A 16134-nucleotide genomic window follows, 5' to 3' on the forward strand; every position below is an offset into this window, starting at 1 on the left:
CATGTCCGACATTGCCAGCCAGTTGACCGATCCCAGCCTGATCCTTGCGGTCGTGGTTTCGATCGCTGTGTTCGCAACGTTCTACACGTTGGCCATTCCCTATTTCGACCGCGGCGATCTGAACAAGCGCATGAAGGCGGTCTCGACCGAGCGCGACCAGATCCGCGCCCGCGAAAGAGCGCGGATGAACGACGGCGGTAAGGCGACGCTGCGCAACCAGAACAACCAGTCGGTCCGCAATATCGCCGAGCGCTTCAATCTGAAAGAGGCGCTGGTCGACGCCAACACCGTCAACCGACTGCGGGCGGCAGGGCTACGCTCCGAAAATGCCTTGAACACATTCCTCGTGGCGCGCTTCCTGCTGCCATTCCTGTTCCTCGCCCTTGCTGGCTTCTGGGTCTTCGGTCTCGGCAATCTCGAAAGCAAGGGCTTCATGATCCGCGTTCTCGCGGTGCTAGGTGTAGGGTATCTCGGCTTTTACGCGCCAAACATCTATATTTCGAACCGCATGGGAAAACGCCAGAAATCCATCAAGCGGGCCTGGCCGGATGCTCTGGATCTGATGCTGATCTGCGTCGAGTCGGGAATTTCGGTGGAAGCCGGCATGCGCCGCGTTTCGGAAGAGCTAGCCGAGCAATCGCCGGAACTCGCAGAAGAAATGGTGCTGACCAACGCGGAACTGTCGTTCCTTCAGGACCGCCGTACCGCACTCGATAACCTGGCTGTCCGCACGCAGTTGGAGAATGTCAAATCGGTCACCCAGGCGTTGATCCAGGCCGAGCGTTACGGCACTCCCGTTGCCCAGGCCTTGCGCGTGCTTGCCCAGGAAGGGCGTGACGACCGGATGAACGATGCCGAAAAGAAGGCCGCCGCCCTGCCGCCGAAACTGACCGTGCCGATGATCGTATTTTTCCTGCCGGTGCTGATCGCCGTCATCCTCGGACCGGCCATCCTCCAGGTCATGGACCGGTTCCACAACTGACGTTTCAGGATCAGCCGGTGCAAGGGCCTATCGTGTCACACCTGGAGGCCGGATAAGGGCTTCCGTCAGTTGACAGGTCTCGGCGCGCCGTCCTTGCTGGCAAGCTTCTGCCAGGAATTCTGCTGGGCCAGCATGGTGCGCAGGTAATTGACGTTGGCATTGGCCTGCTGCTGCGTCAGTTCCGACCGGGCAATCTGCTCGGCCTCGGGAAAGCGCCCCTGGAGGCCGACGACAAGCGCCAGGTTTTGTCGGACGCGACTGTCGGCAGTCGGCTGGGCGACAGCTGAGCGCAGATAGGTCTCGGCCGTCTTCAGATCTCCGGTCAGGACATAGGACATGCCGAGATTGGATAGGATCGAGGGCTCATTCGGTTGCAGGTCCAGTGCGTCGCGATATTTACCCCTTGCTTCGGTGGCGCGGCCGAGCTGATCGAGGATAGCGCCCTGCGCTGAGACCAGCCGCCAGTCTGGCCGGTCAGGTGTCTGGGCGCGCTCGATTGTGGCGAGAGCCTCATTCAATTGTCCTGCAGCCGCCTGTGCCTTTCCGTAGGCAGCCAGAACGCCACGGTCGTTGGGATTGGCGATTGCCACCTGCTGCATGACAGCGAGGGACTGGGCATTGCGACCGCTGGCGCGCAGTGCATTGGCGTAATTGACGCCGACAACGGGGTTCCGCGGGTTTGCGTCGTATGCCTTGCCGAGCGCTGCCGTGCTGCCGGAGAGCTCGCCGGGGCTCATGTCGTCGGCAGACTTCGACATTTTCGGGATTGAGCCTGTGGTAGTCTTGTCCGTCGTCGTCGCGCAGCCGGCGAGCAGCAGTGCTGCCAGCAGGGCGACACTGGCCTGAAGGCTGCGGATTGTCGAAAAAGAGGGTGCCGAAGCGGTCATGGCGCGATCCGTGAAATCGATTGGTCCTGCGCCAGATCCATAAAGACAGCAGATAATAGTGTGGCGCAATCTTCGCTCCAGCAATAATCTGTTAACCCTAACAGATCGTTAATTTACCGACTCAGGCGGATCGAAGGATCATCATGGCCCCCTACCAGTATATCGACCGAGCAACACCCTTTAATACCAAGGGTGGCAAGACCCTCCCGGTCTTCGCAGTCACGCCCGCGCATATCGAAACAGGCACCATCGATCCTATCGCTCTCGATTGGGCTCGAAAGACCGGCTACAAGGCGGATAGCGGCACTTTGCTACTTATCCCGACGGAGGAGGGGCACCTCGGCGGCGCCTTGTTCGGCCTCGGGGCCAACCCCTCGGAACAGCCCTATCTCACCGGCCGTCTTGCCCGCTCGCTGCCGCCCGGCGACTGGCATATCGAAACCGCTCCGCTCACCGCCCATCGTCTTGCGTTGGGGTTCGGCCTCGGCAGCTATCGTTTCGACCGCTACAAGGCGGACAAGACGGTTGCACCGACGCTGATGATCCCGCGCGATGCCGATGCTGTCGATATCAAGCGGCAACTGGCAGGCGTATTCCTTGCCCGCGATCTGATCAACACACCCACCAACGATATGGGCCCGGGCCATCTGGAAGAAGTCTTCCGGGCACTCGCCGCCCACTACAATGCCCAATGCACCGTCATTACAGGCGACGACCTGCTGACGCAGAATTTCCCGCTGGTCCATACTGTCGGCCGCGCCAGCGCCGACGCGCCGCGGTTACTTGAGCTGCGCTGGGGCAAGAAAGGCCATCATCGCATCACGCTCGTCGGCAAGGGCGTGTGCTTCGATACGGGCGGCCTTGACATCAAGCCGTCCGCCTCGATGCTTCTGATGAAGAAGGACATGGGCGGTGCCGCCAATATCCTCGGTCTGGCGCTGATGATCATGGATGCAAAACTCAAGGTCGACCTGCGCGTCATCATACCGGTTGTTGAAAATTCGATTTCCGCCAACGCCTTCCGACCCGGCGACATCTACAAGAGCCGCAAGGGCCTGACTGTCCAGATCGACAATACCGATGCGGAAGGCCGCCTCATCCTGGCGGACGCACTGGCCTACGCCGATGAGGAGGCGCCCGATCTCATGATCGACATGGCCACATTGACGGGGGCTGCGCGCGTCGCACTCGGCCCCGACCTGCCGCCGCTCTTTACCGATGACGAAGGCCTTGCAGACGACCTCGCCGAAGCAAGCCTGGAGACGGACGATCCCCTGTGGCGGATGCCGCTCTACATGGGCTACGATAAGGATATCCGGACCAAGTTTGCCGATATCACCAATGCTCCGGCCGGCGGCATGGCAGGCGCCATCACGGCCGCACTGTTTCTCAAGCGCTTCGTCACCAATACCAAAAGCTGGGCGCATCTCGATATCTATGGCTGGGCACCAAGCGAGCGGCCGCATTCGCCGGGCGGCGGCGAGGCACAGGCTATCCGGGCCCTTTACCATTATATCCGGCAGAAAGTCCGGTAAGGGGCGGGGTCCGGAAACGCCTCTTGAAATGGTCACGAACTCGCAGGACAATGAAAAGGCTGCGTAACGGACCCCGGAGTGCGTCTTGTCCCTTGAACTGACCGCTTCCCAGGCATTGGGCCTCTGGCATGGCGTTACCATGGAGCAGGTTCATCTCGATAAGCGGGATCTCACCTTGCGACAGATGGCGATCCTGCTGCAGATCTATCTGGTCCCGCCGCCCCACACGGTTCGTGGACTGGCGGCGACTTTGGGCGTCAGCAAGCCGGTCATCACCCGCGCCCTCGATACGATGGGGGCGATGGGCCTTGTCGACCGCGTGCGGGACGCCAAGGATCGCCGCAATGTCATCATAAAGCGCACAGTCACGGGCGCGCTTTATCTGGAAAAACTCGGCGATCTGGTCATCGGCCAGAGCCGCCTGCTCACCTCCTGAAGGATAAAAGGATGGAACTTGACCGCCGCCTCAATGCCTATCGTCCGGATATCGCCGACATTGCGCTCGAGGGGATCGTGAATGCCGAGCGCTTTGTCACCGGAAACCCGGCGCTGATCGGCGCACCGGTCATCGGCCTGCGTCCTAGAGCAGACATGGCGGCGGGCATCGACACTGAATTGCTACGCGGCGAGGCGGTGACTGTGTTCGAGCGCAAGGACGGGTGGTGCTGGGTAAGGGCAGCGTCTGACGGGTATGTCGGCTATCTGCCGGAAGATGCCCTGTCGGTCGCCGGAGCCAGTCCGACACATGTCGTCTGGCCCCAACGCAGCCCGCTTTATCCGGAGCCGGAGCTTCGAAAGCCGCACGTCGCTGTATTGTCCATGGGAAGCCGGGTCTGTGTTACGGGCGAGGCAGAAGTCCGGGGAAATCGATATGTCGTTCTGGATGACGGTACTGCGCTCTATGCCAAGCATGTGCGGCTGATCGGCGACGCGGTAGAAAGCGACTATGTTGCCGTTGCGGGCCGCTTTATCGAGACGCCCTACCTCTGGGGCGGCCGTTCCGGGCTGGGCATCGATTGCTCTGGGCTGGTCCAGTTGGCGATGGCCATGGTGGGTAAAGCTGCGCCCCGCGATGCCGACATGCAGGCGGCAGGCCTCGGCGAACCGATCGAGCGGGGCCACCTTCGCCGCGGCGACCTCGTGTTCTGGAAAGGGCACGTCGCAATCATGGAGGATGCCGAGACGATCATCCACGCCAACGGCCATACGATGACGGTTGCCCGAGAGAACTTCGCCGACGCCGTGGAGCGGATCGGCTGGCTCTACGAGCAGCCGACGGGATACCGTCGTCCTCCTGCGTGAAGGTCGTATCAGGCAAGTTTGCGTACCGCACCCTGCCTTGCCACGGCAGGGCCAATGGCCTATCTATAATGTCATAGAGATAGGTCGAAGACATTGGTTCAGCGAACTGCCGTCATTGTTTTCAACGTTTCAATAATGGCTTCCGAGCGGAGCCTTCGTCCCGACCATCTCCGGCTTGCCTCGAACGGTTAGCCTTCTTTCTATGACAGACGAATGCGGCGTCATTGTTCCATCAGGTGATGACGACGCGTATTCGCCCGCCGCTCCAACTCACATCAACGAAGGACACGCGGCATGCCGAAAACTGCAAAAGACTCATTCTTCAAGACGGACAAGACCGGCAAGCGCGACAAGAACGCCGCCGATGCACCTCCCTTTCGCACCATTGCCCACGAGGAGTCCGCCGCGCGCTTGCGCAAAACTGCGCGCCTCAAGGAGCAGCGCCTTTTGAAGGAAGCCGAAGACGCCAAGCTGGAGCCTGTCGAAAAGGTGAAGAAGGCAGCTCCGAAGAGCGTCTGATCGAACAGGCGACCTATCGATAGGTGTCGTGTTCGATGAACGGAAAGCTCTCGTTCAATTCAGTCCCGGTTAAGGCGCGGAAGCGCAATTTACTGGGGATGGTTCGAACGAAAGGTCATCAGATATGCGATACTCTTTGATAGCTTCCGCCGTAGTTTGGACGGGTCTCGCCGTCTCCGCAGCCCAGGCAATGCCCGTTGGCCCGTCTACGTTCAACACGGATAACGCGCCGATCGTTCAAGTCGATTACGCCTGCGGTCGGGGATGGCACGAATCGTGGAATGGCGAATGCCGGCCGAATGAATGGCGTCGCGGTCCGCCGCCTTTCTGGGACCGCGACCGCTGGCCCCCGCATCATCGCCATCATTGGGACGAATATGGCGGCGGCGATGGAGACTGGGGTCGTCCCCCACCGCCCCGCTGGTAAACTCCACCGTTAAAGAGGGACTGCCGTTGCGAGATGGCAGTCCCTTTTTTCACGATATCGTCCGTTTGCGTTCGAGGAAAACGAGATAGCCTGTCATGCCGAACGACATGATCGCCATCCCGAACCACGTGAAGGCATAGACCAGATGGCTGTTCGGGAAAACGATCTGGGTCAGCCCGCCGACCGGTAATCCGCCCGGATTGGGCTCGGAATCCGCATCGATGAAATAGGGCGCCACGTCCGTCAGGCCCCGGGCAGCGGCCATCGCTGCCACGTCACGGGAATACCAGCGCTCGTCTTGCGGCACGTTCGACCGCAGCAAAGTGCCCTTCGGTTCGTTGATGCGCAGAAGGCCGGTGATGGTGGTGGGTGTCGAGATTTCTCCTTCCGGCCTCGTCTTCGGATTGCGCTTGTCCGTCGGAACGAAGCCACGATTGATCCAAGTTATCGTTCCGTCCGCGGATTTCATCGGGGTCAGCACCCAGAAACCGGGACCGAGGTTCGTCACCGCGTAGACCTGGGTCTCCTTGTCGTTCATCAAGGTTCCGGCAATGCGTACATGGCGATATTCGTCGTCATTGGTATTTATCGAAGACCATGTCGATGGACCGGGTGCGGGCTGCGGCGGAGCGTGCACCCGAGCATCGACGCGGGCAATCAAGTCCAGCTTCCAGTGCAGCCGTTTAACCTGCCAGGTTCCAAGCCCGATAAAGACAGCAGTCAATAGCAGCAGGCAGATAACCCACATTACCAAGGCAAATCTTGACCGGTGGGACGTCGAAGGGGGGGCGGAAACAGGTGTCATGGCGCGAGGCTCCATCGGAGGCGCGAAACCGGCGAGCAGGTGCTCAAGCCGGAGAGGCCGAGCGATCCTGGACCGCCCGGCAGTGCTTTACGGCATGTTGCGCATCATGTCCGGGGACATCGGCATCATGTTGACGTTGAGGTTGTGCATGACCCAGAGCGAACCGCTGAGCGCGATCACGACGATCACGACGGTGAAGGTCAGCGCCAGTGCGTTCCAGCCGCCTTCAGACTTGGTGTTCATGTGCAGGAAATAGACCATGTGGACGACGATCTGTACGGCGCCGAGTGCCATGACGATGCCGGCGGTCGTTACCGGGCTTTCGATGACCTTTGCCATCACCAGCCAGAACGGGATGACGGTCAGGATTACCGACAGGACAAACCCGGTCATGTAGCTCTTGAACGTACCGTGAGCCGCTTCGTGCCCGCCATGGCCATGACCATCGTGCCCGTGTGTCGCGTGTCCGTGATCGCTGCCTGCAGTGTGTGGAGTGTGCGTGTTCGAGCTCATCCGAGAACCCCCATGAGATAGACGAAGGAGAAAACGCCGATCCAGACGACGTCGAGGAAGTGCCAGAACATGCTGAGGCACATCAGGCGGCGCTTGTTCTCGTGGATAAGGCCATGTTTGCCGACCTGAACCATGAGGGTGACGAGCCAGACGATACCGCAGGTGACGTGCAGTCCGTGGGTGCCGACAAGCGTGAAGAATGCCGACAGGAATGCACTGCGCTGCGGGCCAGCGCCCTCAAGGATCAGGTGGTAGAATTCGTTGAGCTCGAGCGCAACGAAGGCGACCCCGAAGAGGCCGGTGATCCCCAGCCACAGCAGGGTCGACCGGGTGTTGTTCTTCTCCATGCTCAGCATGGCAAAGCCATACGTGATCGAGGAGAGCAGCAGCATCGTGGTATTGATCGCCACGGTCGACAGCTCGAACAGGTCGGCTGGCGAAGGGCCGGCCGCATAGGAGCGGCCGAGCACGGCGTAGGTTGCGAAGAGCACTGCGAAGATCAGGCAGTCGCTCATGATGTAGATCCAGAAGCCGAGCATCGTGCTCTCTTCCGGGTGGTGCTCTTCCTTCAGGTAGAAGGCAGGCGTTTTGCCATCTGCGGCAGCGTCTGCATGCATTGCTGTCATTGTCTTATACCCGTTCTGCAAGCAGCTTGGTCCGCGCGTTTTCGGTTCTGATCACTTCTTCGACCGGAATGTAGAAGTCACGCTTGTAGTTAAAGGTGTGAGCGATAGTAACGACCACCATGGCGACGAAGCCAAGTGCTGCCATCCACCAGATATGCCACACCATGCCGAAACCGAAGACGATGCTGAGGATACCGAGGATAATGCCGGCGCTCGTGCTTTTCGGCATGTGGATCGGCAGGAAGCCTTCCGTCGGACGAACATGACCGCGAGCCTTCATGTCCCACCACGAGTCGTGATCGTAGACGATCGGGGTGAGGGCGAAGTTATAGCTCGGGGGTGGCGACGAAGTCGACCATTCCAAGGTACGGCCGCCCCAGGGGTCGCCTGTGAAGTCGGCAAGAGCTTCGCGATTCTTGATGCTGACGAAGATCTGGATCAGGAACGAAGCAATACCGATGGCAATTAGGCCGGCACCGAAGGCTGCAATAACGAAGTAGATCTGCAGCGACGGATCCTCGAACTGGCTGAGGCGGCGGGTGACGCCCATCAGGCCAAGGATGTAGAGCGGCATGAAGGCGAAGTAGAAGCCGACCAGCCAGAACCAGAAGGACATCTTGCCCCAGAACGGATCGAGCTTGAAGCCGAATGCCTTCGGGAACCAGTAGTTGATGCCTGCGAACGCGCCGAACACCACGCCGCCGATGATGACGTTATGGAAGTGGGCGATGAGGAAAAGCGAGTTATGCAGCACGAAGTCGGCCGGCGGAACTGCGAGCATGACGCCTGTCATGCCACCGATGACGAAGGTCACCATGAAGCCCATTGCCCACAGCATCGGAACCTCGAAGCGAATGCGACCACGGTACATGGTGAAGAGCCAGTTGAAGATCTTCGCCCCTGTCGGGATCGAGATGATCATCGTGGTGATGCCGAAGAACGAGTTTACGCTGGCGCCGGAGCCCATCGTGAAGAAGTGGTGCAGCCAGACGAGGTAGGAAAGGATGGTGATCACGACGGTGGCGTAGACCATCGACGCATAACCAAACAGGCGCTTGCTGCAGAATGTCGCAACGACTTCCGAAAACACGCCGAATGCCGGCAGGATGAGGATGTAAACTTCCGGGTGACCCCAGATCCAGATGAGGTTGACATACATCATCGGGTTGCCGCCGAGGTCATTGGTAAAGAAGTTTGTTCCGGCGTAGCGGTCGAGCGACAGCAGGGCGAGAACGGCGGTCAGTACCGGGAAGGCGGCGACGATCAGGACGTTGGTGCAGAGAGCCGTCCAGGTGAAGATTGGCATCTTCATCATGGTCATGCCCGGCGCACGCATCTTGACGATGGTGGCAATCAGGTTGACGCCCGACAAAAGGGTACCGATACCCGCGATTTGCAGGCCCCAGATATAGTAATCGACACCGACATCGGGACTATAGGCGCTCTCCGACAGCGGCGGGTAGGCCAGCCAGCCAGTACGTGCGAACTCGCCGATGAACAACGAGATCATGATCAGCATTGAGCCGGCCGTGGTCATCCAGAAGCTGAAGTTGTTCAGGAACGGGAACGACACGTCGCGCGCGCCGATCTGGAGCGGAACCGCAAAGTTCATCAGACCAGTTACCAGCGGCATTGCCACGAAGAAGATCATGATCACGCCGTGCGCGGTAAAGATCTGGTCGTAGTGATGCGGCGGCAGATAGCCTTCGGATCCGTTGAATGCCATTGCCTGCTGCGTGCGCATCAGAAGGGCATCTGAGAAGCCACGCAACAGCATGATGATCGCGAGCACCATGTACATGATGCCGATCTTCTTGTGGTCGATGCTGGTGAACCATTCGTTCCACAGATAGCCCCACAGCTTGAAATAGGTGAGCAAGCCTAGAACGGTGGCGCCGCCGATTGCCACGACGATGAACGTCACGATCAGGATCGGTTCGTGATAGGGGATCGAGTCGAGGGTCAGTCGACCGAAGATGAACTTCAAGAGGTCCGGGTTTGAGAACATGGATTGCCTCTGTCCTTATGAATGTCTTGTTCTGAATACGCAGTCACGGAGATCATTTGCTCGGCGTGGCAGGGGCGGCGGAACCGTTGCCCATGTCCATGCCCGGCATCGATGTGTCGCCGTGGTCCATAGTGGCCGGCGCGACGTCATTGGCGGCATCGCGATTGTCGTGAATCAGTTTTTCGCGGTTTTCATGGCTTTCCTTACCCGCACCACCGCTGGCATCGATATGCATCATCTCGTTCATGCACATTTTGCCTGGAGTAGCGCACATGTTGAGGATGGAATTGTAGAGACCGTCGCCAACGGAGGAAAAGTACTGAACCGGGTCCTTGATGCTCGGCTTGGCGAGCTCGGCGTAGCTGGTCGTATCCAGCGCCTTGCCTTCGCTCTTGGCCTTCTGGACCCATTGGTCGAACGCCGCCTGGTCGAGGCCATGGAATTTGAAGCGCATGTTCGAAAACCCAGCGCCGCTGTAGTTGGCGGAGATGCCCTCGAATTCGCCCGGCTTGTTGATCACGGCGTGCAGTTTCGTTTCCATTCCCGCCATGGCGTAGATCTGCCCAGCCAGCGCCGGGATGTAGAACGAGTTCATGACCGTGCCGGACGTGATCTTGAAGTTGATCGGCGTATTGACCGGTGCTGCCAGCTCGTTGACCGTCGCAATGCCGAGGTCAGGGTAGAAGAACAGCCATTTCCAGTCGAGCGCCACGACCTCGACGGTCATCGGCTTCACGTCCTTGGCAAGCGGCGTTGCGCTGTCAATGCGGTCTAGCGGCCGGTAAGGGTCGAGCTTGTGGGTGCTGATCCACGTGACGGCGCCAAGAGCGATGATGATCACCAGCGGAGCCGACCAGATCATGACCTCGAGACGCGTCGAGTGATGCCAATCGGGATCATACTTGGCATCCGTGTTCGACTGACGGTATTTCCAGCCGAAAAAGAAGATCAGGAAGATCACCGGGATGATGATGAGGAGCATCAGCACCGTGGAAATCACGATGAGGTCGCGCTGCTGAACGGCGATGTCGCCGGATGGCGCCATGACCACCATGTTACAGCCCGCTAGCAGGACCAGCATGGAAAGGGCGGATAAACGGCTGAAGATTTTCGATGCTCTGTGCACGTCGCAAGCTCTTTTTGTTTCGACACTGCCGTGACTTAATTGACGGAGGTCATGAACGATATGAGGTGTTTCGTCGCAGCGCAGCAAGCTTACTGCGTCGCGGCAACGTCGGTATTGCACCTACCGGCAAAAGGTCGAGAAATCCAGACAGATTTACATGCCGAAAGCGTTTCTCGGAAGTGAATATATCCCACCCGTGACAAATCTCCATCGGTTGGTCGAAACAAAGCCTCTGGATCTTCGAAATGGCGTAAATCGTGCGATTTTAACGTCTCGATGATCAGATTAGCAGTTTCTGACTTGATAACGGGCAGAGTTAGGTCGAACATCGCTTTCGGGGCGAGTTCGTGGAGGAGCGAGCCTAGGGGCAGGGAGGTTTCACTATGGCTAATTTTACGCATGTGAGCGCAGAACCGACATCATCCGGACTGGAGCGGGATGCCCGCAAGATACACTCGGACAGACCAGTCGCGGCCGGCAATATCGCCATCGGAGTGATCATTGGTCGCACGTCCGAATTCTTCGATTTCTTCATCTACGGCATCGCCTCGGTACTGGTCTTTCCAAAGCTGTTCTTTCCGTTCGCCGATGCGCTGCAAGGCACGCTTTATTCGTTCCTCATTTTCTCGCTGGCCTTCATTGCCCGGCCAATCGGCTCGGTCATCTTCATGGCGGTCGATCGGACCTACGGGCGCGGTGTGAAGCTGACGATCGCGCTTTTCCTGCTGGGAGGATCGACTGTATCCATCAGCTTCCTTTCCGGTTATGACGAGATCGGCGTTGCCGCCATCTGGCTCTTGGCCGCGTTTCGCATCGGCCAGGGCTTGGCGCTGGGAGGAGCCTGGGACGGTCTTGCGTCGCTGCTTGCGCTGAATGCGCCAGCCAATCGCCGTGGCTGGTATGCGATGATCCCCCAGCTTGGAGCCCCCATCGGCTTCATGATTGCCAGCGCGCTGTTTGCCTATTTCGTCTTCAGCCTGTCGACCGAGGATTTCCTCTCCTGGGGCTGGCGCTATCCGTTCTTCTGCGCTTTCGCCGTCAATGTCGTTGCTTTGTTTGCCCGGTTGCGGCTGGTGGCGACGCCGGAGTTCGGCTCGCTGCTGGAGCGGCACGAGCTTGAAGCAACCAAGGTCGTCGACATGCTGAGTGCTCATGGACGCGATGTCGTCATCGGTGCCTTTGCACCGCTCGCAAGTTTCGCGCTGTTTCACCTGATGACGGTCTTCCCGCTCGGCTGGGTGACGCTTTACAGTGAGCAGGCGCCGGCTTCCTTCCTGATGGTCGAGTTCGTCGGGGCGATCTTTGCCATTGTCGGCATCGTCTGTTCCGGGCTGATTGCCGATCGCATCGGTCGTCGCGGACAACTGGCCGTCTGCGCAGTGCTGATCGCGATCTTCAGCTTTATCGCCCCGCACCTGCTCGATGGTGGCCAGACCGGCCGATACACCTTCGTCATCATCGGCTACTCATTGCTCGGCTTGTCCTTCGGCCAGGCGGCCGGTGCTCTCGCCTCGCGCTTCCGCCAAACCTACCGCTACACGGGCGCTGCAATCACCTCGGACCTCTCCTGGCTGATCGGCGCCGGCTTTGCGCCCTTCGTGGCGCTCAGCCTGTCCAGCCAGTTCGGCATTGCATTTGCCGGCTACTACCTGCTGTCCGGCGCGCTCTGCACGCTCGCTGCCCTGGCGTTCAGCCGCCGCCTGGAAACGCTGGATACCTGATAGGTACTGGCTAATTGCAAAGGCCGCGGCGTCGGAGATGCCGCGGTATTTCTTTGTCGGTCGCAGCTTAGGGTGTGATCGTCACGCTGGCAGTCCGGCCCGCCACCAGCGCAGTGCCTGCAGGCACGTCCGAGAGGGCGACGCGCACCGGCACGCGCTGGGCGAGGCGAACCCAGGTGAAGGTCGGCGTGACGTTGGCCAGCAGGCTGCTCGTTTCCGTGCGCTCCCGGTCCTCGATGCCGCCCGCGATGCCGACAACGCGGCCCTTTAGGGCGTCCTTCGTTCCCATCAGATGCACGACGGCGCCATCGCCGACCTTGATCCGATCCAGCTTGTTTTCCTCGAAATAGCCATCGATGTAATAGGAATCTGCGTCGATCAGCGCGGTGACGGCACTCCCGGCGGTCACATAGTTGCCAGGCTGGAGCGAGAAGTTGCTGAGAATCCCGTTGACCGGTGCCCGGACGGTCGAGCGGTCGATATTCAGCTGTGCGGTGTCGCGGCTGACCACCGCTTCCTCCAGTGCCGCCTGATCCTGTGCGACGGTGGCCTGCGTCTGTTGGATCTTCTGGCGCGTTACCGACCCGTCGCCAAGGCGCTGGTAGAGTTCGAGGTCGCTCTTGGCCATGCCGAGCGCCGCCTGAGCACTGGTGATTTGCGCTTCGGCCTGCCGCAGGGCAAGCGAGAAGCGCGCCTGGTCGATGCGGAAGATAACATCGCCCTTCTTGATGCTCTGGTTGTCCTTGACGTCGACCTCGGTCACGAAGCCCGAGACATCGGCAGCCACCCGCACGACGTCGGCGCGTACCTTGCCATCCCGTGTCCAGGGCGCGTTCATGTAATAATCCCAGAGGTGCCACCCAAGGACGCCAGCCAGGACGACGACAACGGCGGTGAACAGGAAACGACCTGAAAATGCCAGGAACTTCATAGGGGTATCCGATTGATTGTCAGCACGAGGGCGCCGAGCAGGCAGAAATAAAGGGCGGTATCGAACAGCGGCCGATGCCAGACGAGGCGATAGAAGCCGGTTGCTGCCAGCGCCTGCCTGAGGATTGCGTTGATAAAGAAGGCGATGACGGCCATCGCGCCCAGCGTCGGGATATAGACCCCGTAAATGTCGACCTCCGGTCTCATGCCGCTTTCTCCGCGGCGGTCATATCCGGGGCGGCCCGGTTTTCGTTGGCCGCAAAGATCGGTGCGTCGGGAAAGAGGTTGTAGCGCAGCCCGGTCATCGCACGCCGGGCGCCGGCGGCTTCCGTCGATATCGCGTCTGCTCCGAGGATGGCGAGCGAGCGATCAAGCGTTGCCAGAAGGTTGCCGGATGGATCGTCCGCTGCATCTCGCTTCGCCCGGTAGTGGTCCGCCACCGAGACGAGGACAGCATCCACGGCCGCGCTGTCGGTTGCCGACAGCGACGACTTGAGCCGTTGCAGGTCGACCGTATTCAGGCCGTTGCGCAGATCCTTCAGAACATCGTTCGGCGTCAATGCGGCGCTTGCCGGCAAGGAGGCAAGACGTGGCGCTGCAAGGCCGAGGCGATCGACCATGCGATGCAGGAGCCCAGTGACGTCACCGTCCTTTTGCCGCCGTGTCGCAGCGGCTATGTCCGCCCAGCCGGCTTGGAGAAGGCGGCGGGCGCTCCACTCCGCCCCAACGCTGCGCACCAGTGCTGTCGTGCAGCAGGCAATGACGAGGCCTATAATCAAAGCCGTGTTCGAGTTGAGAAATGTCTGCAGGTCGAGGCTCAGTCGTCCCTGCAGCGACAGCATGTTCGGCAGGTTGACGCCGAAGCCGAGGCCGAGAAGCATTGTCTTCGGCTTCGCCATCAGGACACCGGCAGGAATGAGGAAGAGGCCGAGCGCGGCCGAGAGCGCCCAGTAGCTGTAGACCATCGGGAATATGCCGAACTCGAGGACGAAGGCTGCCACGACGGCGGCAAGGCTCGCCGTGATGAAGCCCCGGATTGCCGGTGTCGGATCGTCCATGGCGGCAAACAGGCAGCAGATGACGCCGGCCATCATCGCCGCCGTACTTCCCTGCGGCCAGCCTGTGAGGATCCAGGCGGCGGTCGCAATGCAGGTCGAAAGCATCGCCACGAGTGCCGAATAGATCGCCATGCCGTAGTCCTTGTGCATCGGCTGTGTATCGAGCGACGCGCCGAAGCGGTTCCATCTCAAGGCGTGCCGCGATCCCGAGGCGATGTCCGACTTGAGGTCGATGCAGTCGCTCCAGATCTGGATGAGATCCCGCATGCGCGCGACGACATTCTGGACCAGCAGTTGCGCCCAGGGCGGCCGGCCGTCAGTGTCGTTTTCCGCCTCCTCCATCAGCGTTAGAAAAGTCTGCCGCTGGTCGGGCGAGAGTGGCTGGCCGCTCTCGAGCCAGTCGGACACAGCATCGATCAGCCGGGTCATGGCCGGCGTATATGTGGTCACACGCGACAGGGTAGCGAGCACGTCTGCAAGACCGGAGGTCACTGGGAGCAGCACGATCATGCGGCGTTGCAGCGCGCGAGCGCAGTCCACCATGTCTCGATGGCTGGAGGTGTCGTAGGAAACATGGGTCGTGAACGCATGCAGATCGACGGCATCGGCTGAAAGGCGTCCGACCAGCGCTGTGTTGGCGGGATCGCTGTAGCGGCCACGGAGTGTGCCGAGGGCAAGGGCCGCACCGTCCTTCAGCCAGGCGTCGATGCGCGTGGCAAGGACCGGGCCGGCGTGGCGGGGCAAAAACACGCGGCTGACAACCGCCGCGCAGACGATAGCCACTGCAATCTCGATGACCCGGGCCGCCGCATAGGTGAAGGCAATCTCCGGCGTTGCAACGATCGGAAATGCCGTCAGCGCCGTCGTATAGCCGGCAAGCATGAAGACATAGCTGCGCGGTGTCCGGTCGAGCAGCGCTACGGCGAGACAGAGCCCCATCCACAAGGAGATGGCGAGCGTCAGGACTTCGGGTGAATTGACCAGATTGGGAAGCAGGATGACGGTCATGGTGCCGCCGATCGCCGTTCCGAGCAAGCGATAGACGGCCTTCGACGTGCTTGCACCCGACAGGGGATGCGAAACGATATAGACAGTGCCCACAGCCCAGTAGGGATTCTGAAGGTCGAAACAGAGGGCAATCGCGAGCGCCAGCATCGCCGCGATAAAGGTCTTCAGCGAAAAGACGACGTCGCCCAGCTCCGGAAAACGGCTTGCTTTACTGGTCATCGTCGGATGCCCCGGTAAAGGAAGAAGCCTTTGTGGAAATGATCCTGAGGACGTCGAGCGCCGCCAGCATCTGCTCTGGTGGAATGTCGCCGAGCATCGTCTCACGCAGCTTTGCGGCGCATTTCTCACAGCGTTCGGCGACGATTTTTCCGGCTGGTGTCAGTTCAACCAGCTTGATGCGACGGTCCGTATCGTCGGGCACGCGGCAGATCAGGCCGTCGCTTTCCAGTCCGTCGAGCACGCGCACCAGCGTCGGGCCTTCTATTCCAACCCTGTCGGCCAGTACGCCCTGGGGAATGCGGTCGCCCAATCGAAGAAGGGTGATCAGCGGTGCGGCAGTCGCGTCCGACAGATTGTGTTCCACGAGCATGATGTTGAGAGCCCGCCGCCAGCCGCGCCCGGAGACGAGCAGAAGCGGGGCGAACTCGGCCCATAAACTCTTCAAATTAGTTTTCATGCTTATCGATA

At 60.2% G+C, this 16134-nt stretch carries 17 protein-coding genes; 7 read left to right on the top strand and 10 right to left on the bottom strand.

The window, feature by feature from the left end:
- Position 1 precedes the first annotated feature (1 nt).
- Positions 2-982: a type II secretion system F family protein gene (locus tag J5274_RS04060; protein ID WP_142830007.1), complete on the top strand. Its 981-nt coding sequence runs from the start codon at positions 2-4 to the stop codon at positions 980-982.
- Between the two features lie 65 nt (positions 983-1047).
- Here the strand turns inward: J5274_RS04060 and J5274_RS04065 are convergent, their stop codons facing one another.
- Positions 1048-1869 (bottom strand): tetratricopeptide repeat protein, encoded by an 822-nt coding sequence (locus J5274_RS04065; protein ID WP_142830009.1) that lies wholly within the window; start codon positions 1867-1869, stop codon positions 1048-1050.
- Between the two features lie 143 nt (positions 1870-2012).
- Between J5274_RS04065 and J5274_RS04070 the strand changes: the two genes are divergently transcribed.
- The 5 genes from J5274_RS04070 to J5274_RS29330 all read left to right on the top strand — a co-directional run bounded on the left by J5274_RS04070 (position 2013) and on the right by J5274_RS29330 (position 5652).
- A complete protein-coding gene (locus tag J5274_RS04070) occupies positions 2013-3404 on the top strand; it encodes a M17 family metallopeptidase (protein WP_142830011.1) in 1392 nt (463 codons plus the stop codon).
- Between the two features lie 85 nt (positions 3405-3489).
- The gene (locus J5274_RS04075) at positions 3490-3840 is read left to right on the top strand and encodes a MarR family winged helix-turn-helix transcriptional regulator (protein ID WP_142830013.1); all 351 of its coding nucleotides are present in this window, start codon (positions 3490-3492) and stop codon (positions 3838-3840) included.
- Positions 3841-3851: 11 nt separating this feature from the next.
- Positions 3852-4706, top strand: coding sequence for an NlpC/P60 family protein (locus J5274_RS04080; RefSeq protein WP_142830015.1), 855 nt, complete (start codon positions 3852-3854; stop codon positions 4704-4706).
- Between the two features lie 294 nt (positions 4707-5000).
- Positions 5001-5225 (top strand): hypothetical protein, encoded by a 225-nt coding sequence (locus J5274_RS04085; RefSeq protein WP_142830017.1) that lies wholly within the window; start codon positions 5001-5003, stop codon positions 5223-5225.
- Positions 5226-5349: 124 nt separating this feature from the next.
- The gene (locus J5274_RS29330; RefSeq protein ID WP_142830019.1) at positions 5350-5652 is read left to right on the top strand and encodes a GCG_CRPN prefix-to-repeats domain-containing protein; all 303 of its coding nucleotides are present in this window, start codon (positions 5350-5352) and stop codon (positions 5650-5652) included.
- A 49-nt stretch (positions 5653-5701) separates the two neighbouring features.
- Here J5274_RS29330 and J5274_RS04090 read toward each other — a convergent pair whose 3' ends face one another.
- The 5 genes from J5274_RS04090 to cyoA all read right to left on the bottom strand — a co-directional run bounded on the left by J5274_RS04090 (position 5702) and on the right by cyoA (position 10730).
- Positions 5702-6457 (bottom strand): SURF1 family protein, encoded by a 756-nt coding sequence (locus J5274_RS04090; protein ID WP_142830021.1) that lies wholly within the window; start codon positions 6455-6457, stop codon positions 5702-5704.
- Between the two features lie 87 nt (positions 6458-6544).
- Positions 6545-6970 (bottom strand): cytochrome o ubiquinol oxidase subunit IV, encoded by a 426-nt coding sequence (gene cyoD, locus J5274_RS04095; protein WP_142830023.1) that lies wholly within the window; start codon positions 6968-6970, stop codon positions 6545-6547.
- Complete coding sequence (gene cyoC, locus J5274_RS04100) at positions 6967-7596, bottom strand: cytochrome o ubiquinol oxidase subunit III (protein WP_142830025.1); 630 nt, start codon at positions 7594-7596, stop codon at positions 6967-6969. Before cyoC ends, cyoD begins: the two co-directional genes overlap by 4 nt.
- A 4-nt stretch (positions 7597-7600) precedes the next feature.
- Complete coding sequence (gene cyoB, locus J5274_RS04105) at positions 7601-9604, bottom strand: cytochrome o ubiquinol oxidase subunit I (RefSeq protein WP_142830027.1); 2004 nt, start codon at positions 9602-9604, stop codon at positions 7601-7603.
- A gap of 52 nt (positions 9605-9656) precedes the next feature.
- Entirely contained in the window at positions 9657-10730 is a 1074-nt protein-coding gene (gene cyoA, locus J5274_RS04110; RefSeq protein WP_142830029.1) for a ubiquinol oxidase subunit II, read from the bottom strand.
- Between the two features lie 383 nt (positions 10731-11113).
- Here cyoA and J5274_RS04115 point away from each other — a divergent pair, with 383 nt between their 5' ends.
- On the top strand, positions 11114-12451 hold the full coding sequence (locus tag J5274_RS04115) for an MFS transporter (protein WP_142830030.1): 1338 nt from the start codon (positions 11114-11116) through the stop codon (positions 12449-12451).
- A 67-nt stretch (positions 12452-12518) separates the two neighbouring features.
- Here J5274_RS04115 and J5274_RS04120 read toward each other — a convergent pair whose 3' ends face one another.
- The 4 genes from J5274_RS04120 to J5274_RS04135 are packed head-to-tail and all read right to left on the bottom strand — an operon-like array spanning position 12519 to position 16111.
- Complete coding sequence (locus J5274_RS04120) at positions 12519-13382, bottom strand: HlyD family secretion protein (protein WP_142830032.1); 864 nt, start codon at positions 13380-13382, stop codon at positions 12519-12521.
- Entirely contained in the window at positions 13379-13588 is a 210-nt protein-coding gene (locus J5274_RS04125; protein ID WP_142830033.1) for a DUF1656 domain-containing protein, read from the bottom strand. Before J5274_RS04125 ends, J5274_RS04120 begins: the two co-directional genes overlap by 4 nt.
- The gene (locus J5274_RS04130; protein ID WP_142830035.1) at positions 13585-15666 is read right to left on the bottom strand and encodes an FUSC family protein; all 2082 of its coding nucleotides are present in this window, start codon (positions 15664-15666) and stop codon (positions 13585-13587) included. The genes J5274_RS04125 and J5274_RS04130 overlap by 4 nt, the downstream gene beginning before the upstream one ends.
- Positions 15656-16111: a MarR family winged helix-turn-helix transcriptional regulator gene (locus tag J5274_RS04135; RefSeq protein ID WP_202617167.1), complete on the bottom strand. Its 456-nt coding sequence runs from the start codon at positions 16109-16111 to the stop codon at positions 15656-15658. Before J5274_RS04135 ends, J5274_RS04130 begins: the two co-directional genes overlap by 11 nt.
- Between the last annotated feature and the right edge of the window lie 23 nt (positions 16112-16134).

This window comes from Rhizobium sp. L51/94 (genome assembly GCF_019355555.1).
Lineage (GTDB): Bacteria > Pseudomonadota > Alphaproteobacteria > Rhizobiales > Rhizobiaceae > Rhizobium > Rhizobium rhododendri.

Bases quoted from the DNA above. Each gene is read 5' to 3' on its own strand.
- J5274_RS04060 (WP_142830007.1), top strand. From the start codon at position 2: ATGTCCGACATTGCCAGCCAGTTGACCGATCCCAGCCTGATCCTTGCG.
- J5274_RS04065 (WP_142830009.1), bottom strand. From the start codon at position 1,869: ATGACCGCTTCGGCACCCTCTTTTTCGACAATCCGCAGCCTTCAGGCC.
- J5274_RS04070 (WP_142830011.1), top strand. From the start codon at position 2,013: ATGGCCCCCTACCAGTATATCGACCGAGCAACACCCTTTAATACCAAG.
- J5274_RS04080 (WP_142830015.1), top strand. From the start codon at position 3,852: ATGGAACTTGACCGCCGCCTCAATGCCTATCGTCCGGATATCGCCGAC.
- J5274_RS04085 (WP_142830017.1), top strand. From the start codon at position 5,001: ATGCCGAAAACTGCAAAAGACTCATTCTTCAAGACGGACAAGACCGGC.
- J5274_RS29330 (WP_142830019.1), top strand. From the start codon at position 5,350: ATGCGATACTCTTTGATAGCTTCCGCCGTAGTTTGGACGGGTCTCGCC.
- J5274_RS04090 (WP_142830021.1), bottom strand. From the start codon at position 6,457: ATGACACCTGTTTCCGCCCCCCCTTCGACGTCCCACCGGTCAAGATTT.
- cyoD (WP_142830023.1), bottom strand. From the start codon at position 6,970: ATGAGCTCGAACACGCACACTCCACACACTGCAGGCAGCGATCACGGA.
- cyoC (WP_142830025.1), bottom strand. From the start codon at position 7,596: ATGACAGCAATGCATGCAGACGCTGCCGCAGATGGCAAAACGCCTGCC.
- cyoB (WP_142830027.1), bottom strand. From the start codon at position 9,604: ATGTTCTCAAACCCGGACCTCTTGAAGTTCATCTTCGGTCGACTGACC.
- J5274_RS04115 (WP_142830030.1), top strand. From the start codon at position 11,114: ATGGCTAATTTTACGCATGTGAGCGCAGAACCGACATCATCCGGACTG.
- J5274_RS04120 (WP_142830032.1), bottom strand. From the start codon at position 13,382: ATGAAGTTCCTGGCATTTTCAGGTCGTTTCCTGTTCACCGCCGTTGTC.
- J5274_RS04125 (WP_142830033.1), bottom strand. From the start codon at position 13,588: ATGAGACCGGAGGTCGACATTTACGGGGTCTATATCCCGACGCTGGGC.
- J5274_RS04130 (WP_142830035.1), bottom strand. From the start codon at position 15,666: ATGACCAGTAAAGCAAGCCGTTTTCCGGAGCTGGGCGACGTCGTCTTT.